Consider the following 26,179-nt stretch of genomic DNA (forward strand, 5'->3'; position numbering starts at 1 on the left):
TTAGTTCCACTCCAATAAATAATTACTAAATTTTTGATTATTTTCCTCCTCTTAATAATATTATATACATTCATATTCCTATTGGTATAGTAACTGCTGATAATCCTTTACCACCTCATCTTTCTTTATTATAGAGAACAATTTTATTTATATTTTTTATTGTGTTGATATTGATTATCGTTCTTATTTACATTATAATGGTTTTAAATTAGATTTTTTTAACATTATTACTATATTTTTTTAAAATATTAAGGAGATGCTATGAAAAATTTACTCAATCACACAGAACTTGCCTTAAACATTAAGAATAATAACTTAGAAAATGCCAATATAATATATATGAAAAAGGTAAAAGTACTTTTAGTATTATCCAGTAATACAAATGAATTAAGGAAACTGCTCTACTCAATCAACATCTTTATATATACCTATTTCTGCAACAACAATTCAGTAACCTTGGAGGATCTATGCTATGAAAATCTTAATCTCATGGACAATTATCACTTGAAGGAAGATTTAATTTCTTTAGGGAAAGCAATTATTAAGAGCTACATAAAAGTCATTAATCATGATAAATCAATATCAGAAAACGAAATTATAAAACATACTTTGACCTATATTCATTCAAATATTGAAAAAAAGATAACCTTACAAAAAGTTGCAACTCACATTCATATAAGCAGAAACTATTTATGTTATCTTTTTAAAGAGAATACTAGTTTTAAATTTTGTGAATACATAAACATATGTAGAACAAATGTAGCAAAAAACTTCTTAGACAACTCATCCTATCCACTAGATGTGATTTATTTTAAATCTGGGTTTAATAGTCAAAGTCATTTTTGTACTACATTTAAGAAATATGTGGATGTTTCCCCTAATGAATATAGAAAAAGAACACGGTAATAGACTTAAACATTAATATCTCATAATAAAATAGGTGCAGAATTTTATTGCATTAAATACAATTATCGTAAAATCGAAATAGAAAAATAAATAAGAGGGGAATAGATATAACTATTTGTTCTTGCTGTGGCAAGGGTGAACTGGTTACAAAAGAGGAGAAAGATTGAATCTCCATAGTAGAGCTAACACGGGATCGTTAATGAAACATCTCAAGGCATTTAGAGTGATTGGAATAATGCACTACTTATTATTTTCAGAATAAAATTTTAAAGCTTCTCCGATAAATTTAGATGCACCACTGCCATATTTCTTGTCCATTACTTTTATATACGTAGGATTTGATAAATAAAGTTCTGCTGTATAACCCCAATGATTTTCTCCGTCATCTACTTTTAAAGCTTCATTTATTTTTCGGTTCTCATTTACTATTTCAGAAACAATTTGTTGAATCTCTTTTGAAGTAGGGTCTTTACTTAAGTCAGATCCAAGTTTTTTATATAGTGTTTCTATTTTAGGCTCATAATCTCCCAAATAAATCTTTAAAGCTTTTCCGATAAATTTAGATGCACCCTCTCCATATTTTTTATCCATTGATTCTATCCACGACATGCCACTTCCATCATAGTTTTTTTCTAAGCCCTTAGGAAATTCCAACCAAAATTTTACTATAGTGTACCAATAATAATCTCCAAGCTCATTTTTAAAAACTTCATAATCTCTTTTAGCTATACTCGTTATTTCACCAGCAATATGTTGAATTTCATCTGAAGAAGGATCTTTACTTAAGTCGGCTGTAAGTTTTTTATATAGCTCTTTTAATTTAGGATGTCTATCATAAAGACAATCTTTTTTAAAATTATCAATTTGTTCTGCTTTAGTCATTGCATCACTATTAAAATTTTTCTTCATAGCTTTAACATATTTTTTTATACTTCCATATTCCTTTATAGCCATTTTAGCAATTTCAGCTTCCTTAGATTTACATGTTTCAATTAATTTATCATATTTATCCATACTACCAAAAGATTTAATTATATTATCTTCATGTTCAGTTTTAAACTCTTCTAGTGCATTATAATATTCACTCATATCAAATTCTTTAAAACTCATTGTGGTTTCTCCTTTTAATGTTTTATTTACAAGCTCTATTAAATCATTCAATCTGTTGCGTTTTAAAATAAGCAATTTTTCATGACTTTTTAGTGCTTGCATTTTATCAAAGTGGACACTAGCCATAATTTCTTTAACTTCTTTCAAAGGTATATCAAGTTCCTTGAAAAATAAAATCTGCTGCAAGGTTTCAAGAGCTTCATCGTCATAAAGTCTGTAACCTGCGTCTGTGAAGTTACTTGGTTTTAACAATCCGATTTTATCGTAGTAATGTAGCATACGCACACTTATTCCTGTCAAATCCGAAACTTGTTTTATTGTCTTCATTGCTACGCCTCCAACTTTGATTTTAGAGCTATCAATACTGTTTAACACTCGCCGGCTATGAGTTTTTGTCAATATAATTAAACTCTATTTTTATATTACACTATGACATAGTGTCAGGGTCAACACTTTTTATAATTTTTTTAAGAGCATAGAGCATATAATTTAGTTACTATTATATAAAAAAGCTATGAATCTAGAAATCTCCTACATTCATAGCTTACTATTTTACTTATTCTTGTGTATTGCGATTTAATAATTCTTCTATAACTTTTTTATCCGTTGCATTTACTATTTCTTCTTTAATCTCATCGTCCATTAAGCTTATAGCAAGTCTTTGAAGAATCTTTAAGTGTTCATTCTTTCCATCTTCCGGTACTGCTATTAGGAATACAATGTTCACCGGCTCATCATCAAGACTTTCCCATTCTATTCCACTTGAACTTTTCCCCACAACAACTGTTGGTACTTTAACCCAGGATGACTTTGCATGTGGAATAGCAACTCCATCACCTATTCCTGTTGTTGATATTGATTCTCTTGCTTTAACATCTTCTACATATTTATCTACGTCTATTAATCTTTCATCTATTAAGCTTGCTAAATGTTTTATAGTTTCAAACTTTTCACATGTATTTAGATCTAAATCCATATATTTCACATCAAATAATTTACTCATGTTTTTTCTCCTTATATTCCTTATTTTTTAAGCTTTTTGCTCTTTTCTTATTTTCATACCTTTTAGATAGTTAATCATTAATGCTGTAACAATTGAGCCTACAATTATTGCTATTAAAAACATTAATATTCCGTCAATACCACCCATTAAAGCAACTATTGGGCCACCGTGTGGTACTCTATCAGCAACTCCACCTAACATAGCTATGTTAGCGCCAACTATTGAACCTACCATTAATGATGGTATAACTCTTAAAGGATCAAGTGAAGCAAATGGAATTGCTCCTTCTGTTATTCCACAAAGCCCCATTGCGAATGCTGCTTTACCAGCATCTAATTCTTCACCACTGTAGTATTTCTTTTTTAAGAATGTTGCAATACCCATTCCTATTGGAGGAATTGCTATTGCTGCTGCAATAGGACCCATTATTTCTGGATTGCCTGCTGTTATCATTGAAACACCAAATAAAAATGCTGTTTTATTTACTGGTCCACCCATATCAAATGCGACCATTGCACCTAATATAGTAGCTAAAATTACTGAACTTGTGCCCGACAAACCTACTAGAAAACTTTTTAATGCTTCAAATGTTATTGTTATTGGTCCACCTACAACTAATATAAATACTAATCCCGTTACCAATGTTGATATAATTGGAATTACTATTATTGGCATTATTGGCTTAATCATGTCTGGAACTTTAATTAATTTTAATCCCTTAACTATATATCCAGCTAAAAATCCTGTTACTATACCGCCTAAAAATCCAGCATTCGCTTCTGACCCATAAAAAGATCCATTCGATGCAATATATCCACCAATTAGTCCTGGTACTAAACCTGTCTATCACCTATTGAATACGCAATAAATCCAGACAATACTGGTACCATGAATAGGAATCCTGCTCCACCTATCTTCTCTATAATTTTCCAAAATGATTCATCTGGTATTACAAGTCCTGCATTAGTAGGTTTTCCACCAAATGCAAGTGCCATTGCTATTAATAGTCCTGCAACAACTACAACTGGAATCATATATGAAACGCCACCCATTAAGTGCTTATAAAAAGTTGGTTGCTTAGATTTTAATTCCTTCTTACTTTCATCAACACTCTTCATCCTTTTTTCTTTCTTCTTTTCTACTTTTCCATCTAAAAACATTTGTATTAGAACATCTGGTTCTTTAATAGCTCTAGTTATTGGACACTCTATCATTGGAAGCCCTTCAAATCTTTCTAAGCTTACTGCTTTATCAGCTGCAATTATTATTCCATCAGCTTCTCTTATATCTTCTTCTGTTATTACATTTTCTGCGCCTGTTGCTCCTTGAGTTTCAACTTTAATTTCTACTCCCATTTTCTTTGCCATCTTACTTAACTTTGCTGCGGCTATATAAGTATGTGCAATTCCAACTGGACATGATGTAACTGCTAATAATTTCATATCTTTCATCCTCCGTTTACTTTATTAATTAAGAAACTTCAAATGCTTTATTCATTTCTTGTCTTTATTATATATTGGATGTAAACATATTCATAGATACACTTTTTCCTGTTATAGCGGAAATTAAATATCTACTTTTAGTTAATTACAATTCTTTTAAATCATCATCTTAGATGCTGCAAAAATAAAACTTCAGAAGGAGATTTAGGCTCCCACTGAAGTTTTCTTTTTATTATAACACGGAGCTCCTACTTATAGAATTGAGAGGCTTTCCTTCTGAAATATCGTTAAAATTTGCTTATTATCTTATTTAATTCTTCAAAATCATTACATTTAATAATATTTTTCACAACTTCAATGTCTATAATATTTTTATATAAATGCTCTAAACAATTTTTCCATTCATACCTATCTTTAACCGCCATACCTATAAGTAAAACTAATTGTACTTGTTCTTTACTCCAAGTAATTCCCTTCTTTAATACAGCAACAGCAATAAAAGACTCATTTATGTCCTCGCTCATATGATGTGGCACCGCAACTAATTCGCCTATTTCTGTACTAGCTATTTCCTCTCTTTTAAAAATACTTTCTCTTACATTTTCATTTATATACTCTCTTTTAATTAATTCTTTTGTCATAAAATCTAGTAAATTGTCTCTATTACTAGCCACAACATTCTTAAAGAATAAATTTTCTTTAAGTTTACTTACAAGACCATTTGTATTATTAATGTTATTGTCTATCTTTTCTTCAATTAGCTTAATTTCTTCACTATCTAATAAGCTTTTAATATATATAACCTTATCTAATCTAATATCTAAAGGAACTGTAGATATTATTAAATCTGCTTTTTCTATTACGTCATCATTTAATTCATATCGCGGAATAGTATCTACAATATTTAACCTATTTTTAAAATGGGATTCTAACTTTACTTTAAGAAGCAGAGATGTCCCAACACCTGTTGTACATACTATTATGACTTTCTTTGCAGTAGATTCTCTGTTTTTATTTTTTCTTTCAATGGCTGCTGCAAAATGTAGAGCAATAAATCCAATATCATCTTCTGTTAAATTAAGGTCTGTTTCCTCTTTAATAATCTTGTTTGCGAGAAGTGAAAGCTCTAATGCAAAAGGATAGTTATTTTTTATTACACTCAGCATAGAATTTTCTACCCTAATTCCATATCTCGCTCTATTTATTGATACTTTAAGATGATGACCTAAGAAATTGATAAGCATATTATCATTAGTAAAATTGATATTAAAACTATTATTTATTGATGCTAATATTTTTCGTAGTATTGCATCTTCCTCTACATAATATTTTTCTGTTTCTTTGCTTGTTTCCATATGACTACTTGCCATTATATGTTTAGTCAGATATAACATTTCCTCTTCGATTAAATCAATTCCAAATTCATCCTTTATTTCATTACATATACTTTTAGATATCTTAATTTTTGATTCTCTTTTTAACTTTTTTCTAATATCCGCATCATAAGAAATATTCTTATGATAATAGTTTCTAATAATTATTATTATTAAATAAGATTGTATATCTCTATATGCTATGTCCGATAATCTAAAATTAAATTTAGAAATATTATTTTTAATTATATAATTTATATATGTATTTTTTTCTCTTAAAATTTTCTTTATTAAGATATCCAGATTATTTTTTATTTCTTTATTACTAGCTAAAACATATCTATTGATACAATAACGTATATTCTCTTCACTTCCAGTAATTTTAATTCCCTTATTACCAATCTTCTCTATATCAGCACTAAATTTTACTAGAGTATTTTTTGCAAGTTTAATATCATTCTTTAATGATGATAAACTTACATATAATTCATCTGCGAGTTCAATTTGAGTTATTCCCTCCATTCCTTTTAACTCATTTATTAATAACCTTGTTATAATATATTCTGCCCTTTCTATAGCTGTTAAATTATTAGATATATTCTTTTCTTTGTTCTCACTTAAGAACTCCTTAAATGTTTTCTCTTTAAGAATTTCAATTCTATACCCTCTTGATTTTTCGGATAAAATAATTGCACCATTATCTTCTAATATATAGTTTAATTCCTTTATATCACTTCTTATAGTTCTAGATGAGACGCCTAATGTATTACAGAGATATTCTCCAGTAACTATCTTATCAACACATAATAATATGTGTAAAATCTTTTGCAATCTTAAATTACATATCATGTTTACCACCCTTATATTAATATTTAATTGTTTTTTATTCCTCTCATTCTTAATCTTCTATAATGTATACTTTTTATACATAATAACATATCTATTACACCTCACAAATTATATTATACCAAAACCCATCTTTATAATATCTCTAATATAAACATATTCAAATTTACACTTTTCCCATAAATCAGTATATTAAGATAATAAAAAAAGAACCTTCCAAACATTTGTTTTGTTTGCTCTGGTTCAAGTTTATTTTTCTTAAATATAAAGATAAGTTATCCTCTATATAAAACAATTTCACAAAATTAAATGACGTTCTTGCTTCGCGACATCTCATTAATATGTTTGCAAAAAAGCTTTTAAATTATTAAATTCAGCAATATAACTTTTTCTAATTCGCTCAACTATATTTCTACCTATTGTTTCATCATGCATATGTGATGTTCTATTCCTATCCAACATCATTTCGATCCAAATTTCCCCATCAACAATTATCTTATGCTTATATGCTATCTTAATAGTACTCCGTGGAGATATTTCCTCGTCTATTATACCCTGTTCTTCTAAATACGACTTCATAACTTTCCAACTTTGCTCAAATGTAAATTCAAATCTTTGAATAATTCCATCAATTATTATATCATCTGTAATATCCTTTTTTAATGCTTCGTCCAATCTAGCTAAGGCTTTTACAAAATCGCTTACTTTTTCGCCTAATCTCTTTCCCATTGTATATAACGACCCCTTCCTTTAATATATTCTTTATTAATTCTTCTTTATTTAACTCATTAAATGATAATATATCAAAACTTAAAGGCGTATTTATTTCCCTTATATCCATATTAATATTAGCTAATGTCAAGTGCATCATCCTGCTCCAACTATACAAATATCTATATCTGAATTATATTTATTATCGCCCCTCGCTCTCGAGCCAAATAATATTACTTTTTCAATTTCTTTATACTTTTCAAAAATTTCTTTTAATTTAACAACCAATTTTTCATCAATCATTTTATTATTACCCTTCTAGATATATTTCTTGAATTTTATGCATTTTTTAGATACTAGTTTTCACCATATTTATTATTTTAGCACATATAAAATTATTTAAAACTAAAATATTGAAAAACACTTAAAAATAATAAACTATAAAAAGCTTTTAGGTGAATATATAAATGCTTTAATAACTTTTACACTATTGACTACATTCATTATTTGGTACTGGGCATAAATCACGTTAATTGAATTTTCTATCCATAAGAAATTTTTAATTGCATAAATTAATAGCAAAAGGCATTTCTTTTGTTCCATCAAGATTCGACCAACTACCAATGTACTCCCCGTTTGAAAAAATCTTCCCTTTAAATACGCCTGTAATATTTTCATTATTATCCAACTCATTCATGGTAACATTATTGTCCATATCATAAACGCCTTTAAGTATAATATCCGTTTTATACCTATCATAATAATATGTTCCTGAAACCTCATTGCTATTAAAAAAAAGTTTCATATGAACATTTAGATTCCTATTTATCGTCCCACTCATGGATAACTCTTTTTGATCTAAATTATCTAAATCAAATTCTTTTAATTCCCCATTGCTGTTATTATTAAACTTATTTGCTAAGCTTACCTTTAACTCTATATTATCTTCTGCAATATTGCTATTAATTGTACTCTTCAATTTTTTAGCATCAGCACTCTTACTATCCAATTTTAAAAGTTCATTTATATATTTCTCAGCATTATCATATTCCTTGCTACTTATAGCCTTATTTGCCAATGTTACATTTAACTTTATAAATTGTTTTTTACATTCTTCTATATTTTCTTGTGCATTAGAATAAAATTCAACATTTCCTTTTGTTATTTTATTGAAATTTTCTATACTAACTATAAATGAGCGAAAATGTTCCCATTAATTTCCATATGTTAAAAAAGAAAAACATCTATGCATTCTCCTGTTATAATTAAGTCACGACACAAAACATAACTAAGGAGAAAACATAAATGTTTAACAACTCAATTGTAACAAAATCATCGGCAATATACAAATTTTTAATTGAATTAAAAATAACTCTTTATCTCACAACGCCTCAAATTCATCATCTAATATTATTTATAAATTCTATGGTGACAAAAGGCTACTGTGGAAAAGTAACTGACGTCTCAGACTTTATGCCGGTTAGGCATCGGACTAATATTGGAAAGTTTTTATCGGAGAGTCCATGGGACGAAAACTTCGTTGAAAAAGCCCTAAAAAAACGTGTTATTATGAGAATATGGGAGATGTCTAAAACAACTGGCAGTCCTATTTATATTGTAATAGATGACACAATTTCAGAGAAGACTGTGCCCTCGTCAAAGGCTAAGAAACCTACTGAAAAATGTGGATTCCACCATTCTCATTTAAAAGGTAAAACAGTTTATGGTCATCAATTAGTTACAGTTATGTTATTGTGCGATACTCTTGTGCTGCCATATACTATGGCGATATACAACAAAGAAAATATGAGTAAAATCCAAATGGCAATTGAGTTTATAAACTCCTTACCACAACCAGTAAATAAAGGCTATGTTTTATGTGATAGTTGGTATAGTAATAAAAAATTGTTCGCTGTTTCTAAAGAGGCAGGCTACGCCTATATTGGTGGTCTAAGAACAAATAGAGTAGTATATCCAAAAGGTCGTGAAAAACTTGGAATTAAGCTTAATCATATGTGCGAGATATTAACTAAGGATGATGTCGACCTAGTCAAAGTTGGCAATAATGAATATTATGTCTACACATATAGAGGCAAGCTTAATGACGCAAAGGATTCTTTGATAGCCCTTTGTTGGCCTAAAGAAGCTCTTTTCAAGCCTGGTTGTTTAAGAGCATTCATAAGTCTAGATACCACTATTACAACTGAAGAACTTCTAAATCACTATAAACATAGATGGCCAATTGAAACTTTTTTCAGAGAAACTAAAAAACATCTTGGTTTAAATCATTATCAAGTAAGAAGTGATCGTAGTATTAACAGATACTTCTTGTTACTAATGATTACCTACGTATACTGTGAATTAGAGATAAGCAATGGTACGTTGAATTTCAACGCTGGAATTAAAAGTGCAAGGAACCAATCTAAAAAGGAACGAGTATCTTGGATTTTTAATCAAGCTGACTTAGGAATTCCTCTTGAAGCTATTTTTAAAACATTAAAGATAGCTTAGAATAGTTGGTATTAATTTTAAATGGAATAAATTTCTAACTAATTCGCTCATTTATAGTACTAATTAAGTAATCTTTATCATTCATTAATTTTCTACCAAATTGATAGTGTGTCTTATCTATTAGTTTTTTACTATCTTTATATTTCAATATTTGCTGCAACTGCGACAATGCTTTGTCAAATTCATTGCTTTTTAATAGCTCTGTTCCATATCTGTAATGTGTTTCCTTAATTTCTTCATCAGCATTTTTATAATGTAGTAAATCTCCAAATATTAGCAATGCTTCATTATACTTTCCACCGTTTAATAACTTTATTGCATTTCCATATTGTTGTTTTTTTATTACCATTGGTTTTATATACCTAATAGATGCAAAAATAATAAAAAATAATAATATTGTCAATAGAGAACTAACTTTAGCTGTTTGAAGCATTTTGTATTTTTTCTTTTGTACTATATTTTTTTGAATTTTAATTTGTTCTTCTCTTTCTTCCTCATCTCTTTCTTTTTCCTTTTTCACTTTTAACCTTATTTTTTCTTGGTAAATTTGATAATCATTATAGGACTTTTCTAAATACACTTTATTGATAATATCAAACTGCCATGTTTTATCTCGTCCACATCTGCAACACGCTAAGTTAGAGATATTATTTAATCTTCCGCAGCAACATAACCAACCTAAACCTTCTAAAGTTTCTGGAATGAACTCAATACTGAAAGAATTTCCTTCTAATTTAATTCTTTTTAATTCGCCAATTAACATGTCCCCTAAAACATTTATCCTAGTTCTTTCGATTATTTTATTTGATTGGCATTCTTTATTTATTTTCTTAATATCTCCATTTTTATAAAGAACTTTTTGAACATGTATGTTAACTTTTCTTACATTTTTATTTATAAGTGGTACAGCCACATTTTCACCAAAAGTATTATTGGGTTTTACGTCCAAGTCTTGATAAGAATGCATAACGATATTATTGTTTTCATTCATTTTATCTCCAGCATCATCAAAACATTCAACTGAAATATATACTGATGAAATATTTTCATTTGATATATTACATATTTTTAACTGAAGAACAACATTATCGTAAGCAACATCATAAAGTAAAGAACCGTTAATTATTTCTATTGGCCAATCTTTAAACCAATAATTAAGATCTATATACCTGATATTTGTATATCTATTTCCAGCCATTATTGTCCCCCCCGATTTATTACAGTGGTGGTAGAGTATTATTTAAATTATCGTTTTTAGGTCCACTATTTTCGTTTAAACCCTCTAAAAGATTGATGATTCTCTCGCTTTGCTTTATATTGCTGATTTTATCCAAATATCCAATCATAATGAAGCTAACTCCAAGGATAGCAAACATTGTTGCTAAGACAAAAAAAGAAGTTGACCTAGTCCCATTAATAATATAATTGTATGCATCTCCTCCAACATAAGAATTTTTGGTTAAAGATGACACATCACTAGAGTAATAGTTTGTAAGTTTATCATATCCTAAATAAATCATAACTGATGACACAATGAACATAACTGCAGATAATAAATTCCACTTTTCTTGTTTACTTTTATTCATTTCTAATACTTCCCTTCACTCAGAACATATTATGAGGTCCTTCGAATCATATTTAAATATATAAAATACATTATACTGACTATCTTAATACTATTTATAAGTAAGTCTCAATATGCCATATATTACACCATACTGATATTTAGAAGCTAAAAACTTAGAATAACTTGCAGATGTGATGGAGGTTTTATTGCTCCTTTTAATCTAACTTCGTAAAGAATATTATAATCACACTGGTCAAATACTACTAGTTTTTGTACTTTCAAAAAAATCTTTCACCAATGAAATATATGAATCTATTTTTAAAAACAAAGCGAGATGTCCACCACTTAAATAATCACATATTTTCGGATTTGGCATTAATTCAATCAATCCCTGCTTTATTCCCCCACTAAATGTCTCATCATCCTTGGATAGAATCAGTAATACTTTCCCATCGAGATATGCAAAATCATTTCTACTGATTCTCTTTAAATTCAATAAGTCTATCATTAGGCTACACATATGGCGTTCACTTCGATTAGTCAATCTATGAAACATTATCTCAAATAGCTCTTGCATATACTCTTGCTCTTCTTCTGTACATCCCTTTAAATGTAACTGTTATGCCCGAAATCAAAGAATCTTCCATTACAAAGGAGGAACATTACGCCCTAGCCTTTCATATTGGAGGATTTTTCAATCTTTTAGCAAAATGGTTATCACAAGGAGCAGTAGAATCCCCTGAAGAAATGGCTGCTATTATGAAAACCCTATTTCCAACTCAGTTGAACCACGAGCAGGACACCTTTTCTTAATCATGTCAGTTTTTACCTATATTTATAATCTTCAATATCCCCTCATTGGTTGCTCCTGTTTAATATCTATCAAAATACAAATTTGAAGGATATATAAAGATGTAAATATTGGCAACAATAATATTGGTTTTATCCCTGTAAAACAGTAAAATATAATGATATAATGAATTATCTGAAAATTATAAATTACGAAAGGAATGGTTTTCTATGAACCCAAAATTAGTAAAAAAGTACGGGCTAATTACTGCAATAGCAATGGTTGTTGGCATCGTAATCGGCAGTGGCGTTTTTTTCAAGGCAGAAAAAGTATTAACTGCAACTGGGGGAAGTCTTCCACTAGGTATTTTGGCTTGGGTTATTGGCGGTATTATTATGATTTCTTGTGCCTATACTTTTGCTGTAATGGCAACTAAATACGAGAAAGTAAATGGTATAGTAGATTATGCAGAAGCTGCTATGGGTGAGAAATATGGATATTATGTTGGCTGGTTTATGGCACTAATATACTATCCAACATTGACATCAGTTTTAGCATGGGTTTCAGCTAGATATACCTGCGTATTATTTGGATTTCCAATTACAGGTGGAGAGTGTATGACTATCGCATGTCTATATTTGATAGGTAGCTATGCTTTAAATGCATTATCACCAGTTTTAGCTGGTAAATTTCAAGTTAGTACAACTATTATAAAACTCATCCCACTGATTTTAATGGGTATAATTGGGACAATCGTAGGTATTAATAGTGGTATGACTATGTTTAATTTTACAACAGTAGTAAAAGAAGTAAATACTACGAATGCATTATTTACAGCAGTTGTTGCTACAGCCTTTGCATATGAGGGTTGGATTATTGCTACAAGTATCAATGCTGAATTAAAAGATGCAAAGAGAAATCTTCCACTCGCTCTTATCGGAGGAACTTTTCTAATTATGGCTGTTTATATTCTTTACTATATAGGACTAGCTGGAGCTGTAACAAACGAAGTTATGATGAAAGGTGGAGAAGCTGGAGCTAAATTGGCATTTCAAAAAACATTCTCCTCTACATTTGGTTCTCTAATATTTGTATTTGTTATTATTTCTTGCCTCGGAACTTTAAATGGATTAATGCTCGGATGTACTCGTGGTATTTATTCATTAGCAGCAAGGGGCTTTGGACCAAAACCAAAAATATTTAAACAAATAGATAGTGAGACTAATATGCCAACAAATTCATCTATACTGGGACTACTTCTTTGTGCTATATGGTTATTATACTTCTATGGCGCTAACTTAACAAACCCATGGTTTGGATTCTTTTGTTTTGATTCATCAGAATTACCTATAGTTACTATTTATGCATTATATATTCCTATTTTTATTATGATAATGAAAAAAGAAAAGGATTTAAGCTCATTTAAAAGATTCGTAATGCCTATTATTTCATTAGCAGGATGCATATTCATGATAATTGCTGCTTGTTTTTCTCATAAAATGGCAGTTGTTGCATATCTAATTATCTTTATAATTATAATGGCTATTGGTTCTATGTTTTCAAACAAAACAAAACTTAATTAGAGGCTAATATCTAATTAAAGGCTGTTGCTAATGAAGATAAGCTTCTGATCACGGTTATTGATATACCATATTAACAACAGAGCTTGTCCGCTTAGCTTTCACAATTTGTTAACATCCCCCCCTCGGGACATTTTCTGAAGGAACTTGAGACTGAGGTTGCTAATAATTTTATATGATACAAATAATACCTAGTAATAAAACTTCACTAAATTATCAATTTCTTTAGCAAAATTAGGATGTTTTAATTTATGTTTATTAATCACTCGCCGTACCCGTGGCCGATTATACCGCTGGACAATAATAGGGTATATGTTAAGAAATATATTAAAAAATATTAACCATATTGTTTGCTTAAATGAATATGCCATACAAACATATACGGTAATGATTGCAATTATAATAGATATAATTCCGTGTCCAAATTCAGAAGTCCGGGTTCTGTATTCATAATATTCTAATAAAATTAAAGATTTTCTGATAGGAGTTTCCTTTTTTCTACTTCTCTCCCAATTACTTAACACTAGTAATTTTCTAAAAAAACGAACACCAAGATACTTGTATATTTTACCTTCATCCTCAATACGGTGACAATTAAAATAAGATGATTTGAGTTCCGGCCTCAATAATGTTTCCACTATAGACATCCAAATCATCAGTAAGAAGTTTAGTGAAATACTATATGTTAAGGAACTCATGCTCATAAAAGGGAATAAAATTAAATACCCTACCGCACATGTGGTCGTCACTACAATAACACGCTCGAGAAATGTGTTTTGATTTACTTTGATCATGTTGTATGCACCATCCTTCTTATATAAAGTATTATATCTAAGCAACCTCTAATGAATTCATATACCCTTCTTTTATACGTAAATATCTGATGCTACCCAATAGCTTTATAATTTAATTCATGACAAAACATTAAAAAAAAATGAGAAATCTTATAATGACAATACACATGTTAAATACTCTAAATCCTAGCTATAGATTATTTAACATGCATATACGCAAAAAACGTTATGGAAGTTTTGATTGGTCTTGCAAGTGTTCTTGGATATTCGCAGGAAGATTTGATTAACAAAAGATCCACTGCATTGGAAGGTTTAGTATAAAAATCCCTAAAGCTTTGAAAAATACTTTCTTAATCTATTTTCAAATTAATGTTACCATTATTAATTACATCTACTTCAACCATCATACTCAACCAAAGCCTCTTTCAAATTCCTTACCCCACCCCTTGGATTAGTTACATCACCTATATACCTAGGAATCAAATGAACATGTAAATGGTTTATAGTTTGTCCAGCATAAGTCCCTACATTTATACCTATATTATATCCAGCTGGTTCATATTGAATATCAAACATTTCTTTTACCTCGTGCATTAATTTATATATTGATTTAACCTCTTCCTCAGTTGCCTCAAAGAAGTTAGCAAAATGCCTCTTTGGTATTATTAAACAATGACCATTATTTACTGGAAAATGATCTAGTATAGCAAAGGCCAATTTATTCTCTACTATTATTTCTGATTCATCGTAGTCGCAAAATATACATTCTGACATTATTATCGCCGCCTTTTTTTATATTAAGATATGAATCCATACTTTTTAATTAAATACTCCTTTTTTCCACTGTCAATGAATTAGCTAAAATTAGTTAAATTTAACTAATTTTAACTAAAACTTAACTCCATAGGAATCAATGGTTTCAGCATGTTATTAGATAATGCAGTTAAGTGTTTAATTAAATTCTTGTTAAATTATACAAGATTCTAATTAAGTCATATCAATACAATACATCTAAAATCATCCGTTGGTCAAGCATATCTAAACTATTTATATATATATGAAAACTCAACTTTTATTCTGTGTGCAAAATCGTTTATACTATTATCATAATAATAACAAATAAAAATAAAGGCAAGGATTATCCCTGCCTTATCATAATATAATCTTAAGAAAATGGGTACCTAATTTTCAGTAATAGCTGAAGCACGTAAAATTTTATTGAACCTCTCAAATCTAGTGCTTAAAATACATAAATATATTTCAATCTCATTAAAAATAGGAGCTATATTATCCATCATAAACCGCTGAATTTTTAAATCTTTTTTATATTGTGGCGTTTTTTCATATTCTATAATTTGTGCTTTCATCTCGTTTTTTACTTCCTCACTGACTTCCGCATCTCGTTTTAATATTTTGTTTGTTACACTTTTCGATTTTTCATTTAATTCCATCAAATCTTTGTCGCTATACTTTCCAAACATTTCATCAATTAGTTCTTTTATATTTTCTGCATATTGAACCTCTTCCTTAGCATCTAATAAATTTATAAGGTTCATCCAAGCCTTCTCTTTTTCTTTAGTATCTAGCGGTTCGTCCAAAAACTGTCCGTAATGAATCGCAAACATTTTCCCCATATTACCTGGTAGCATCCTATGAAGTTCTTTTTGCATATATCCAGCAATATTTTTAGATTTGGCTTCTAAACATTGAATTGACACCCTTAAATTATCAATATTTGAATCTATTCCTTTTTCAATCAAATTTTCTAACACTCCTTTACTGTTATCGAGCAGTTTAATTTTTTCATTGATGATGTCTAACTGTTTTTTTATAACCTGTGGAACATCCTGTTTTTCTAATAATATAAGTTGAATATCCTTAATAGAGAAATCCAATTTTCTTAAAGCATTAATAGTAATTAGTATATTGATATCATCCATAGTATAAATTCTATAATTGCTATCTTCCTCTTTTTGGGGTCTAATAAGTCCCACCTCTTCATAGTAATAAATTGCCTTTTTAGTTAGTCCTATTTCTTTCATTACTTCATTAATTTTCATTATCATCGCCTCCTAAAATTGAGTTTAAACTATCCTCTAAGGTAACTGTCAATAGGCAATTGACAAAAAATAACGGATAAGCACTAAATGCCTATCCATCATACTCAATTAAAGTTTCTTTTAAATTCCTTATCCCACCCATTGGATCAGTCACATCACCTATATATCTGGGAATCAAGCGCACATGAAGATGGTTTATAGTTTGTCCAGCATAAGTTCCTACATTTATAATTCTTTAAATTGAATTGTATCGTTATCATCATAATGAGTATTATTATTAACTGGCAAAACAACACAACATATTATATAAAATAATATACCTATACCATATATTAACGTTAAAAGTACCCAAGCTAATCTGATAACTGTAGCATCTATATCAAAATACTCAGCAATACCACCGCAAACCCCGTCTATTTGTTTATCTGTGGTAGACTTATATAATTTTTTTTGCATATTTATTCCTCCAATTTTTGATTTTTAGAATGTCCCTATATTAACTTTTTTTATAATTTTATACTATACAAATAATTTAATTATCACTACTATCAAAAATATCATACATACTTACCAACTTATATTAATATGTACCAATTATATCATAAATGTTTATTATATAATTTTCAAAACTATAAAAACCCGCAAAAATGATTTTTAAAGAGAATGTTTAAGCACACAGTACAATATATATAAGCCCTAATCAATGAAATTTATATTGCCCACTGATTAGGGCTTCCCTCGGGCATATAGCAACACAATGTCCACAGGCAATGCAAGTGGTATTTGCTACTTCTTCTGGTCCCTTTTCTCCCATCTTTAGAACATATGCTGGACATTCCTTAATGCATTGTTCGCATAATACATTTTTTTCATTTACAGTTATCAAATCCATTTTGTCCGTCCCCTTTTAAAAAATTCACATTTTATTATCTAAACCTTCATTCGACCCATTCTACCATATAATCTTTGCTAAATTAGGGTTTTGTTTTTCTAAACATTTTAGAATATTTTTAGAAATGATACAGTAATTTAATATAAGGCTATAGCTATATTAAACATTGTAGTGTGGGGGGCAATATGAGAAAATCTTTTAATAAAAGGAATCCAATAAGACTTTGGTTAATAATGTTAATTATTTTAGTAGTAACAATAGTATATATGATTTTTGTTATTTTTTCGAATTTTGAAACACCATTAAACAAAGCTAAATATATTAAAAATGGGCAACAATATGAAGCCTTAATAAATGGGAATGATTTAGTGTCATATTCAAATACGTTTTTAGGAATGAAATACTTATTTGGTGGCACAACTCCCGCAATATTAGATGCTACAGGTAAATATGTAAAAGGTGGATTTGATTGTTCTGGGTTTATTCAGTATGCTTATAAGCATTTTGGTATAAATTTGCCCAGAACAACTATGGACCAAATAAATAAAGGTGTTTCTATTAATATGAATAATCTTGAAAATGGGGATTTAGTCTTTTTTATGACAAATCCAGATCTGCCATCTCAAGTATCCCATGTAGGAATTTATATTGGAAACAGTAAATTTATACATTCTCCTAAAACTGGTGATGTTATAAAAACATCTGAATTAACTGGATATTATAAAGAAAAATTTGTAATAGGTAAAAGGATAATAAAATAATTGTACAAATTTAAAAAGGAAGTCAAAAATCGACTTCCTTTAATTTGAATTATTAAGATCTAAATATTACACTTTCCTTATTAAACATATGTTTTGCTATAATAATAGCAACTATCGTATAAACTATGGACCATGCTAATGTTATTCCTATATGACCATAATTATAAATTCCACTTGTAAGTTCCTTAACCACTGAGCTTATACTAAGCAATGGTATATTAAAATAAAGAAAAGGTATGTTTTTCGCATCCATAAACATAGTTCCATAAGCGGCAAATATCGGAATTATTGAAAATGGCACCAAATAAGTTTGAGCTTCCTTGAAAGAACGAGCATATATACTTACTGCTAGTTCAAGAGCACCAAAAAACATTGTCGTTATTATTGCTATTACTCCAATTAAGGCTATTGCTTTGTAACTTAGGCCAACTGATGAACTTCCATTTCCGAACATTCCACCAGGTATTTTCATTGAAATTATAAGACCAATCATTGAACATACGGATACCATAAATCCCATTATTGTTATTGCAAAGAGTTTTCCTGTTAATATATAATGTCTCCCAGCTTTTGTTGTTAAAAGTGGTTCAAGTGTTCCTCTTTCCTTTTCACCCGCTCCTAGGTCTGTGGCTGCTGCAAGGGTTCCTGTTGCACTGTACAGGAGTATAAACATAGGAATCATCATACCTAATAACATTTGAGCTTGAGCATTTTCTTCCTTTTGAAAACTTGATTCAGCAATTTTTATCGGCGTTAATATCTTTGCATCAATATTTATTTTTTTTAATCTATTTGCAACTATTTGTTTACTTAATTTATCTACTGTTTCCGTTACCTTGCTAAGTGCAATAGATGATTTTGTATTTGTATTATCATAAAAAATCTTTAAATCAGAAACATTACCACTTGAAATAGATTCATCAAAATTCTTTGGTATTTCTATAAAAAGCAGTGCCTTTCCATCCTTTACTGCGGCTTTCCCATCAATGCCCGTTTTAAATTTAATAGTTTTATCCCTTTTTAATATCTTTGCAATGCTACTATTTCCCTTATCGACCATCACAATATTTATATTTTTTTCAACAGAATCCTCAGCGCTATTCATAGTTTTCCCCATAATAAAGCTAAGTATAGGCATTAATAAAAGAGGAATTAACAAACTTACTATTATTGTCTTTTTATCTCTAAGCATGTCCTTAAGTTCTTTAAACAATATTACACTAACTAATTTATTCATGATTACCTCCAATAAGATTAACAAAAATATCTTCCATGTCTTCATTATTATATTTAGCCTTTAGTGAACTTATTGTTCCCTGTTCCACAACTTTTCCCTTATGGATTATTACAACTCTATCACAAAGCTTTTCAACCTCTACCATACTGTGACTTGAGAAAACTATAGCCTTACCTTCTGACTTACACTTAAATATAAAATCTTGAATAAGTCTTGTGGCAGAAACATCAAGTCCGGTGCTTGGCTCATCAAATAACATAACTGAAGGCTTATGGACAATACTTCTCGCAATTGCTACCTTTTGTTTCATACCTCTTGAAAATTTCCCTACCCTTTTATCTATAAATTCACTCATTTCAAGTTCTCGCGTAAGCTCTTCAATGCTTTTCTTGGCATCGCATGCGTTCATCCCATTTAATTGAGCAAAATACATTATATTTTCTCTCGTTGTAAGCCTGTCATATAGGCCAACCTCTCCACCAAATAAAATTCCAATTTCCTCTCTAATACTCTCAGGCTCATTTACTAAATCATGTCCTGAAATTTTCCCTTCTCCCTCTGTTACCTTAAGCATAGTTGCAAGCATTCTCATTATAGTTGTTTTCCCAGCTCCATTTTCTCCGATGAGACCTAATATTTCTCCCTTATTAACTTCAAAAGAAACTCCATCCACCGCTGTAAAATCTTTAAACTTTTTAGTAAGGTTTTTTACCTCTAACAATTTAATTCCCCCTTGCGTAAAATCTTATTGATATATCTTTAAACTTACCCCTTTCAACTGTATACCTTCGTAAGTTCTGACAATTTGCAACAATTTATAAGTAAATTATACCATAGTTTACTATTTTTTAGCGTGATTTTTTCCGACTTATCTATCCCCAAGGGTATGGTGCGTAATCTTTTCATCCTCTCGTAGTTTTCTATCAGTAAATAGCCCACATATAGACAATATAAAAACTATAGTATAGGAAACTACAAACGTATTATCAAAAGCTTTGCTTTGTTCCTTACTTTTAATATCTTGAATGAAGTTTATTATATATTCTACTTTATTCTTTTGTTCCTTTAGCGTAGTTAATACTATTGCTTTTTTATCATTAGGTACCTTAGCTATCATCATTTTACCTTGATTATCAATATCCTTAATGACGTCTTCCTTTGAAAATGACGTTGAATTTTGATTTAAATTATTAACTTTACTTAACATTTTTTCTTTAATAATTGGATCTAGATTTACTTGTGAATTTATTTTGGTCGTAACATCCTGTTTAATATTATTAGTTGCATTTGTGACATTACTGTTTAATATACTCACAAGAACTGCAATGCCTACACACATCCCAATTTGTCTTGCAGCATTAATAACTCCTGATGCCATACCACTTTTTTCTACAGGTAGGTATTTTATTGATGAAGCGATTGATTGTACTGAAAATCCAAATCCAATTCCCATAATAACAAGTGTTGTTCTCATGCTTGTTATTGAAGTGGTTATATTTATCTGCGATAACAACACTGTACCTACTCCAACAATAAGTATTCCTGAGAAATTAACAAGTCTTGCTCCAATCTTTTTAACCAAAATACTACCTAGGGGAATACCTAATACCGAAGCTAGTGAAAGAGTCATCAGTACAAGTCCAGATTTAAGAGGAGAATAGTTAAATATCTGTTCTAGGTAAAAATTTAATAATAAAAGTGGCGAAGCTGTTGCAAATCCTGCTGCCATATATAAAATGCAAGAGGCCGTAAAGGTAGTGGCACAGGAAATGTATTGATGAAATTAGTTGAAAATAATAATATAGAATTATCTGGCTTAGATATTTCAGAAAAAATGATTGATGTTGCAAAAAAAAATCTTGGTAATAGAGCAGATTTAAAAGTTAGCGATTCAGAATGTATTCCTTGGGAAAATAATACTTTTGATGTAATTGTATGTAATGCATCATTTCACCATTATCCGAACCCAGATAAAACATTATTGGAGATGAAAAGAATATTAAAATCTAATGGAACATTAATTATTGGAGATCCAACTGCACCAGTAGTTATTAGGCAAGTATTAAATTTATATTACAAACTAAGTAATACTGGTGATTATAAAATATATCATAAGAATAAAATCGAAGAACTCTTAATAAAGTCTGGATTTAAGCCATTTAACTTTAAAAAAATAAATCATAAAAGTTTTGCTATTAATGCTAATATAAAATAAATTTTGGAGTGATAATATGGATAAAGAATATAAAAAGCAAGTAGATGAATTAAATAAATTATGGCATTTTATGCTAGTAGCCTCCAATTATAAGGAAATAGAATCAAAGTTTTTGAGAATACAAGTACTAAGAACTAATGAACTTACAATACTTAGAATTGTTTCTGAAAAAGAAAATATTATTATAAAAGATATATTAGAAACATTAAATGTACCTAAAAGTACATTAACCAGCATGATTGATAGATTAGAAAAGCGTAATCTTATTATTAGAGCTATTAGTAACAAGGATAGAAGATCCTATAAACTAGAACTTACGCAGGAAGGTCACATGGCACAAGAGGAACATATTAAATTTGAAGAAGAGCTTTACGGAAAGATAATGCTTTCTTTAGATACTTATGAAGATAGAGAAAATTTATTAAAACTTATAAGAAAAATGGCATACAATATTTCTAACTAATAGTAGTAAATTATCGTGAAATTTTAAAATTTAATAATAATTTATAGAAAGGTGTGATTTTGAACGGAAAATAGTTTAACTACACATATATACCCTCGTCAGAAGATATTTGGAATAATACATATAAATTTAAGCCCTATAAATTGGTAATTAAAAATTAATTGCTTTTAGCGTAGATTTCATCAAAATGCCGGTAGTTCTATTATTTAGGTTACACCTAAAACTAAAATATACAAAATAATAAAATGCTATCTTCAACCAAAGAAAAAACCATCTGAGCTCAGCTCCAGATGGTTTTTCTTAATGACTGGAGTTATATACATTTCAATGCCTATTGCTACCCTACTTTTCTAGCCATGTTAGCTTCCTTTATAAAAGGTAAAACAGTAACTTTATAAAAATTATAGTCCTTGATAGCATGTACTGAACTATAACTACGATACAGAACTCACAGGCGGTTTAAATCTCTTTTGAGGTTCTATATCTCAAACTACTAATAGTCGTTTGAGATATAGATTATAGTTTGACTGTATTCACAAAAAATAGACAGTATATTGACAAATTTAAAGTGTTCTGTTACTATTGTTTCGACAGTATAATGTCTTAATAATAGGAGGTATTTATGGATAACTATAGAGATTTATTTTTAATGCAGCAAACTTACGCTACACTTTTTTCTCTTAACAATAAGCTTCAGGTACAAGGCGATAAATACTTTGAGAGCTTAACTTCAAGACAGTTTATGGCAATGATTGCAATTATTCATTTGCCGGAGGATGGAACTACGCTGAACAATATTGCGAGAAAGTTAGGTACCACCAAACAGAGTGTGAAACAACTGATAACGATTATCGAAAATAAAGGTTACGTTGTCACGATGCCGAGCCAGAAGGATAGGCGCGCGGTAAATGTTAAAATTACAGAGTCTGGGAAACAGGTCATGATGGAATGTGGTGAAAAAGGAATGAACTTTTTCGCAGATGTTTTTAAGGATTTCACCACGAAAGAAATGGAAATATTGTGGAACCTATTAAAGAAACTGTATAGTTTCAACGGTGAAGAGCAGGATGGATTTGAAGAAGATGCTGGTTTTGGAGGGGAAGAAGAACTAAGTGACGATCAAGCGAGGGCATTAAAGGAATTTGAAAGACGAAGAAATCATTCTCGAAATGAGAGGACAGATAAAAATGAATAATATTGTTACCGTTAAAAATTTAGAAAAAAGTTATAATACGAAAAAAGCTGTTTATGGAATAAATTTTGTAGTAAATAGAGGTGAAATTCTTGGACTCTTAGGTCCTAATGGGGCGGGCAAGAGTACAATTATCAATATCCTTGCCACCATATTATCACCTGATAATGGCGAAATAACTATTTTGGGGCATGATTTAAAAAAGGATGTAAAAGCCATCAAACTAGGAATTGGAATAGTTCCTCAGGACCTGGCCATTTATGAAGAAATTACTGCCGAGAAAAATGTACGTTTTTTTGCAAGTCTATATAAACTCAAAGGAAAGCAGCTGGAAAAACAGGTCAAGGAGGCCCTTGAATTAGTAGGTCTTTACGATAGAAAAGATGATAAGCCAAAAACCTTTTCAGGCGGCATGAAAAGAAGATTAAATATTGCTTGTGCCATTGCCCATAAGCCAAAACTTATTATCATGGATGAACCCACAGTTGGTATCGACCCCCAATCAAGAAATCATATATTGGAATCGATTAAAATCCTGAAAAATGAAGGTGCAACAGTTATCTATTCCACACATTACATGGAAGAAGTGGAAGCGATTTCTGATAGAATCATTATTATGAACGAAGGAAAGATTATTGCTGAAGGTACAAAAGAAGAATTAAAACAGGAAGTGAATGATGAAATCACATATTCTTTTCATGTAAACAATTTAAATGAATTAAGCAATAATCAATTTTCCGGAATTGATGGCATAACTAAAATTGAAATTACTGAAAATGTGTTTAAAATAACTGCCGAAAAGTCAAAGGATAATCTCAATGAAATCATATCCGTAATCATAGCAAAGGGCTGTAAGATTGAAAGTATGAGCAGTAAAGAGGCATCTCTAGAAACTGTATTTTTAGAACTTACCGGAAAGAATCTAAGAGATTAGGAGGAAATACATGAACTTTATAAAAATAGTCAAATTTGATTTTATGAATATCATTAGAAACCCAACTCTGCTAATGTTTAACACTGTATTTCCAATAATAATGATTGCGGTTATGGGTTTTGTGACAAAAGGTAATTATGGTGCAGGGCATGTAAGTTCCTATGATTATTATGGAGTCACAATGATGATTTTTACAGCGTTATTCATTGCCATGACAGCTTCCAATACATTTATGGAAGAAAGGGTAAAGGAAGGTAATACTCGCATAGTATATGCTCCGGTTTCAAAAACAGAGATATATCTATCTAAATTGATTGCTACTTATATTTTGGGTACGGTTTCATACAGTGTTTTATTGCTTGTAGGACAATATATTTTTCACATTAACTTTGGAGGAAAAAACATTCTGTATATTATGTTGTTAATCAATGTATTTTCGTTATTTGGCTGCTCTCTCGGCACCATGTTCTGCTGTATTTTCAAAAGTGAAGAAGGAGCAAATTCTGTAATGCAAATATTTTTGTTTTTGTTTATATTTTTGGGTGGCTTGTTTTTTTCTGTAGCTAGTCTTGGAAATATAGTGGAGAGAATATCTTATTTATCGCCAGTCAAGTGGGTTACAGAATGTACATTTAAGGTCATTTATGATAATGACTTCAGCATATACCTCCCTACTCTTCTCATTGTGTTGTTTAGTAGTATCATCTGTATAATAATATGTCAAATCACTTTTAAACCGGAGGAATATGTATAATGAATGTGCTCAATCTATTTAAAAATAATTTAAACAGGATTTTAGCAAAAAAAGAGATAGTTATAATTGCAGTGGTCGTTGTACCCCTTATGATTGGAGTTGCTGTATTTTTTTCTGGAAAAATGGAGATGAAGGAACATATTGCCTTGGTAACAAATTATGCACAGAGCATTCCAAAAAATGATAGGATTAAAATTGATGTAATGAATGAAAAACCAGCTACTTCAAATCTCCTTTTGGGTAAATATGCTGCCGTTGTGGAAGAAAAGAACGATGGAACCTATGAGGTAACAGGTATAAAAAGCAAAGCTGATAAGGAACTCATAGAAAACTTTTTTAACTTCGGTAAAATTCCCAAAAGCGATCAAAGTGGACAATCGAAAAGAGGTGTTGGAACAAATATTTTAGGATTTATTCTAATGATTGTTTTAATGCAGGGGGTTGCTTTGACAATCCTTTATCCAGAAGATAGAACCCTAAAAACATTTAGGCGGATATTAACATCATCAGTAAACGAAAAGCAATATATTTTTGCACAGGGAATTTTTACATTTTTATGTCTTTATATACCCACCTATCTAGTAATTGTTATCACAAAGGTGTGTTTTAATATAAAGATTGGATTTGGCCTTTTAATGCTAGCAATGTTAATTGGAATTCTTACTGCTCTCTCAACATCACTTGCTTTATTTATTTCATCAGTGCTAGAGAGAAACATCTCTTTAGTGGCCAGTGCTATATACGTAATAACTTGTATATTATCAGGCTGTTTTTATTCCTTTACGGGGAACAATAAAGTTTTTGATACTATTTGCGGTATCCTCCCACAAAAATCATATATGACATTGATTCAAGGGATAGAGAACGGGAATAACATGTTTTATTTCAAAGGACAGCTTATATATTTACTTATTTGGATTGTTGCATTTTGGCTCTTAGGAAGTATTATTACTAAGCGGAAAATGAGGCAAGGCATCTATTAAATGATATCTCAAGTATGTATAAAATCAAAAGATAGATAAAGCTGCACAGATTATG

29 protein-coding genes and 1 pseudogene are annotated in these 26,179 nt (G+C 29.8%); 11 read left to right on the top strand and 19 right to left on the bottom strand.

From position 1 onward, the window contains the following. Positions 1 to 261 precede the first annotated feature (261 nt). Entirely contained in the window at positions 262 to 906 is a 645-nt protein-coding gene (locus ACWJKP_RS15275; protein WP_165414391.1) for a helix-turn-helix domain-containing protein, read from the top strand. A gap of 240 nt (positions 907 to 1,146) precedes the next feature. On the opposite strand, the gene ACWJKP_RS15280 is transcribed toward ACWJKP_RS15275, so the two are convergent. From ACWJKP_RS15280 to ACWJKP_RS15315, 8 genes are all read right to left on the bottom strand, one after another. Beyond that, positions 1,147 to 2,343 carry a MerR family transcriptional regulator gene (locus tag ACWJKP_RS15280; protein WP_165414392.1) on the bottom strand — a complete coding sequence of 399 codons (1,197 nt, stop codon included), beginning with the start codon at positions 2,341 to 2,343 and terminating at the stop codon, positions 1,147 to 1,149. Between the two features lie 229 nt (positions 2,344 to 2,572). Further along, positions 2,573 to 3,019 (bottom strand): PTS sugar transporter subunit IIA, encoded by a 447-nt coding sequence (locus ACWJKP_RS15285; protein ID WP_187351454.1) that lies wholly within the window; start codon positions 3,017 to 3,019, stop codon positions 2,573 to 2,575. Between the two features lie 27 nt (positions 3,020 to 3,046). Beyond that, positions 3,047 to 3,841: a PTS fructose transporter subunit IIC gene (locus tag ACWJKP_RS15290; RefSeq protein WP_224579161.1), complete on the bottom strand. Its 795-nt coding sequence runs from the start codon at positions 3,839 to 3,841 to the stop codon at positions 3,047 to 3,049. 11 nt (positions 3,842 to 3,852) lie between these two features. Continuing rightward, a complete protein-coding gene (locus tag ACWJKP_RS15295; RefSeq protein WP_224578811.1) occupies positions 3,853 to 4,461 on the bottom strand; it encodes a PTS fructose transporter subunit IIB in 609 nt (202 codons plus the stop codon). Between the two features lie 287 nt (positions 4,462 to 4,748). Continuing rightward, the gene (locus tag ACWJKP_RS15300) at positions 4,749 to 6,683 is read right to left on the bottom strand and encodes a BglG family transcription antiterminator (RefSeq protein WP_165414393.1); all 1,935 of its coding nucleotides are present in this window, start codon (positions 6,681 to 6,683) and stop codon (positions 4,749 to 4,751) included. A gap of 333 nt (positions 6,684 to 7,016) precedes the next feature. Continuing rightward, complete coding sequence (locus ACWJKP_RS15305; protein WP_165414394.1) at positions 7,017 to 7,409, bottom strand: nucleotidyltransferase substrate binding protein; 393 nt, start codon at positions 7,407 to 7,409, stop codon at positions 7,017 to 7,019. Positions 7,410 to 7,547: 138 nt separating this feature from the next. Further along, positions 7,548 to 7,694, bottom strand: coding sequence for a nucleotidyltransferase domain-containing protein (locus ACWJKP_RS15310; protein WP_165414395.1), 147 nt, complete (start codon positions 7,692 to 7,694; stop codon positions 7,548 to 7,550). Positions 7,695 to 7,950: 256 nt separating this feature from the next. After that, the gene (locus ACWJKP_RS15315; RefSeq protein ID WP_165414396.1) at positions 7,951 to 8,469 is read right to left on the bottom strand and encodes a hypothetical protein; all 519 of its coding nucleotides are present in this window, start codon (positions 8,467 to 8,469) and stop codon (positions 7,951 to 7,953) included. A gap of 227 nt (positions 8,470 to 8,696) precedes the next feature. On the opposite strand from ACWJKP_RS15315, the gene ACWJKP_RS15320 reads away from it, so the two are divergent. Next, positions 8,697 to 9,902, top strand: a complete 1,206-nt coding sequence (locus ACWJKP_RS15320; protein ID WP_165414941.1) for an IS701 family transposase — start codon at positions 8,697 to 8,699, stop codon at positions 9,900 to 9,902. A gap of 34 nt (positions 9,903 to 9,936) precedes the next feature. On the opposite strand, the gene ACWJKP_RS15325 is transcribed toward ACWJKP_RS15320, so the two are convergent. From ACWJKP_RS15325 to ACWJKP_RS15335, 3 genes are all read right to left on the bottom strand, one after another. Continuing rightward, on the bottom strand, positions 9,937 to 11,100 hold the full coding sequence (locus ACWJKP_RS15325) for a tetratricopeptide repeat protein (RefSeq protein WP_165413237.1): 1,164 nt from the start codon (positions 11,098 to 11,100) through the stop codon (positions 9,937 to 9,939). 19 nt (positions 11,101 to 11,119) lie between these two features. After that, positions 11,120 to 11,488, bottom strand: coding sequence for a hypothetical protein (locus tag ACWJKP_RS15330; protein WP_165413236.1), 369 nt, complete (start codon positions 11,486 to 11,488; stop codon positions 11,120 to 11,122). Between the two features lie 234 nt (positions 11,489 to 11,722). Next, on the bottom strand, positions 11,723 to 12,046 hold the full coding sequence (locus tag ACWJKP_RS15335; RefSeq protein ID WP_165413235.1) for a hypothetical protein: 324 nt from the start codon (positions 12,044 to 12,046) through the stop codon (positions 11,723 to 11,725). Between the two features lie 44 nt (positions 12,047 to 12,090). Between ACWJKP_RS15335 and ACWJKP_RS15340 the strand changes: the two genes are divergently transcribed. Both ACWJKP_RS15340 and ACWJKP_RS15345 read left to right on the top strand, forming a co-directional pair. Further along, positions 12,091 to 12,282: a TetR-like C-terminal domain-containing protein gene (locus ACWJKP_RS15340; RefSeq protein WP_165413234.1), complete on the top strand. Its 192-nt coding sequence runs from the start codon at positions 12,091 to 12,093 to the stop codon at positions 12,280 to 12,282. Between the two features lie 207 nt (positions 12,283 to 12,489). Beyond that, entirely contained in the window at positions 12,490 to 13,842 is a 1,353-nt protein-coding gene (locus ACWJKP_RS15345; RefSeq protein WP_165413233.1) for an APC family permease, read from the top strand. Between the two features lie 188 nt (positions 13,843 to 14,030). Here the strand turns inward: ACWJKP_RS15345 and ACWJKP_RS15350 are convergent, their stop codons facing one another. From ACWJKP_RS15350 to ACWJKP_RS15370, 5 genes are all read right to left on the bottom strand, one after another. After that, the gene (locus tag ACWJKP_RS15350; protein ID WP_462961301.1) at positions 14,031 to 14,633 is read right to left on the bottom strand and encodes a glycosyl-4,4'-diaponeurosporenoate acyltransferase CrtO family protein; all 603 of its coding nucleotides are present in this window, start codon (positions 14,631 to 14,633) and stop codon (positions 14,031 to 14,033) included. A 396-nt stretch (positions 14,634 to 15,029) separates the two neighbouring features. Continuing rightward, on the bottom strand, positions 15,030 to 15,410 hold the full coding sequence (locus tag ACWJKP_RS15355) for an HIT family protein (RefSeq protein WP_318038344.1): 381 nt from the start codon (positions 15,408 to 15,410) through the stop codon (positions 15,030 to 15,032). A gap of 404 nt (positions 15,411 to 15,814) precedes the next feature. Beyond that, on the bottom strand, positions 15,815 to 16,693 hold the full coding sequence (locus ACWJKP_RS15360) for a MerR family transcriptional regulator (RefSeq protein ID WP_165413230.1): 879 nt from the start codon (positions 16,691 to 16,693) through the stop codon (positions 15,815 to 15,817). Between the two features lie 225 nt (positions 16,694 to 16,918). Then, positions 16,919 to 17,149, bottom strand: coding sequence for a PspC domain-containing protein (locus tag ACWJKP_RS15365; RefSeq protein WP_165413229.1), 231 nt, complete (start codon positions 17,147 to 17,149; stop codon positions 16,919 to 16,921). A 244-nt stretch (positions 17,150 to 17,393) separates the two neighbouring features. Beyond that, positions 17,394 to 17,585 carry a 4Fe-4S dicluster domain-containing protein gene (locus tag ACWJKP_RS15370; protein WP_202881873.1) on the bottom strand — a complete coding sequence of 64 codons (192 nt, stop codon included), beginning with the start codon at positions 17,583 to 17,585 and terminating at the stop codon, positions 17,394 to 17,396. A gap of 185 nt (positions 17,586 to 17,770) precedes the next feature. On the opposite strand from ACWJKP_RS15370, the gene ACWJKP_RS15375 reads away from it, so the two are divergent. Then, the gene (locus ACWJKP_RS15375) at positions 17,771 to 18,346 is read left to right on the top strand and encodes a C40 family peptidase (protein WP_165413228.1); all 576 of its coding nucleotides are present in this window, start codon (positions 17,771 to 17,773) and stop codon (positions 18,344 to 18,346) included. 52 nt (positions 18,347 to 18,398) lie between these two features. Here ACWJKP_RS15375 and ACWJKP_RS15380 read toward each other — a convergent pair whose 3' ends face one another. The 3 genes from ACWJKP_RS15380 to ACWJKP_RS15390 form a co-directional block, all read right to left on the bottom strand. Continuing rightward, positions 18,399 to 19,583 carry an ABC transporter permease gene (locus ACWJKP_RS15380; protein ID WP_165413227.1) on the bottom strand — a complete coding sequence of 395 codons (1,185 nt, stop codon included), beginning with the start codon at positions 19,581 to 19,583 and terminating at the stop codon, positions 18,399 to 18,401. Then, on the bottom strand, positions 19,576 to 20,304 hold the full coding sequence (locus ACWJKP_RS15385) for an ABC transporter ATP-binding protein (RefSeq protein ID WP_165413226.1): 729 nt from the start codon (positions 20,302 to 20,304) through the stop codon (positions 19,576 to 19,578). The genes ACWJKP_RS15380 and ACWJKP_RS15385 overlap by 8 nt, the downstream gene beginning before the upstream one ends. Positions 20,305 to 20,451: 147 nt before the next feature. Then, positions 20,452 to 21,312 carry an MFS transporter gene (locus tag ACWJKP_RS15390; protein WP_165413225.1) on the bottom strand — a complete coding sequence of 287 codons (861 nt, stop codon included), beginning with the start codon at positions 21,310 to 21,312 and terminating at the stop codon, positions 20,452 to 20,454. Between the two features lie 36 nt (positions 21,313 to 21,348). Between ACWJKP_RS15390 and ACWJKP_RS15395 the strand changes: the two are divergent. From ACWJKP_RS15395 to ACWJKP_RS15420, 6 genes and pseudogenes are all read left to right on the top strand, one after another. Then, positions 21,349 to 21,798 (top strand): annotated as a pseudogene (locus ACWJKP_RS15395) (class I SAM-dependent methyltransferase); the annotation flags it as partial. Between the two features lie 16 nt (positions 21,799 to 21,814). Further along, positions 21,815 to 22,261, top strand: a complete 447-nt coding sequence (locus tag ACWJKP_RS15400; protein ID WP_165413223.1) for a MarR family winged helix-turn-helix transcriptional regulator — start codon at positions 21,815 to 21,817, stop codon at positions 22,259 to 22,261. Positions 22,262 to 22,883: 622 nt separating this feature from the next. Beyond that, complete coding sequence (locus ACWJKP_RS15405; protein WP_165413222.1) at positions 22,884 to 23,456, top strand: MarR family winged helix-turn-helix transcriptional regulator; 573 nt, start codon at positions 22,884 to 22,886, stop codon at positions 23,454 to 23,456. Next, positions 23,449 to 24,387, top strand: coding sequence for an ABC transporter ATP-binding protein (locus ACWJKP_RS15410; RefSeq protein WP_165413241.1), 939 nt, complete (start codon positions 23,449 to 23,451; stop codon positions 24,385 to 24,387). Before ACWJKP_RS15405 ends, ACWJKP_RS15410 begins: the two co-directional genes overlap by 8 nt. Positions 24,388 to 24,397: 10 nt before the next feature. Continuing rightward, positions 24,398 to 25,141 carry an ABC transporter permease gene (locus ACWJKP_RS15415; RefSeq protein ID WP_462960558.1) on the top strand — a complete coding sequence of 248 codons (744 nt, stop codon included), beginning with the start codon at positions 24,398 to 24,400 and terminating at the stop codon, positions 25,139 to 25,141. Beyond that, the gene (locus ACWJKP_RS15420) at positions 25,141 to 26,124 is read left to right on the top strand and encodes an ABC transporter permease (RefSeq protein WP_165413220.1); all 984 of its coding nucleotides are present in this window, start codon (positions 25,141 to 25,143) and stop codon (positions 26,122 to 26,124) included. The genes ACWJKP_RS15415 and ACWJKP_RS15420 overlap by 1 nt, the downstream gene beginning before the upstream one ends. Positions 26,125 to 26,179: the final 55 nt, after the last annotated feature.

Source organism: Clostridium sp. CM037 (genome assembly GCF_055081095.1).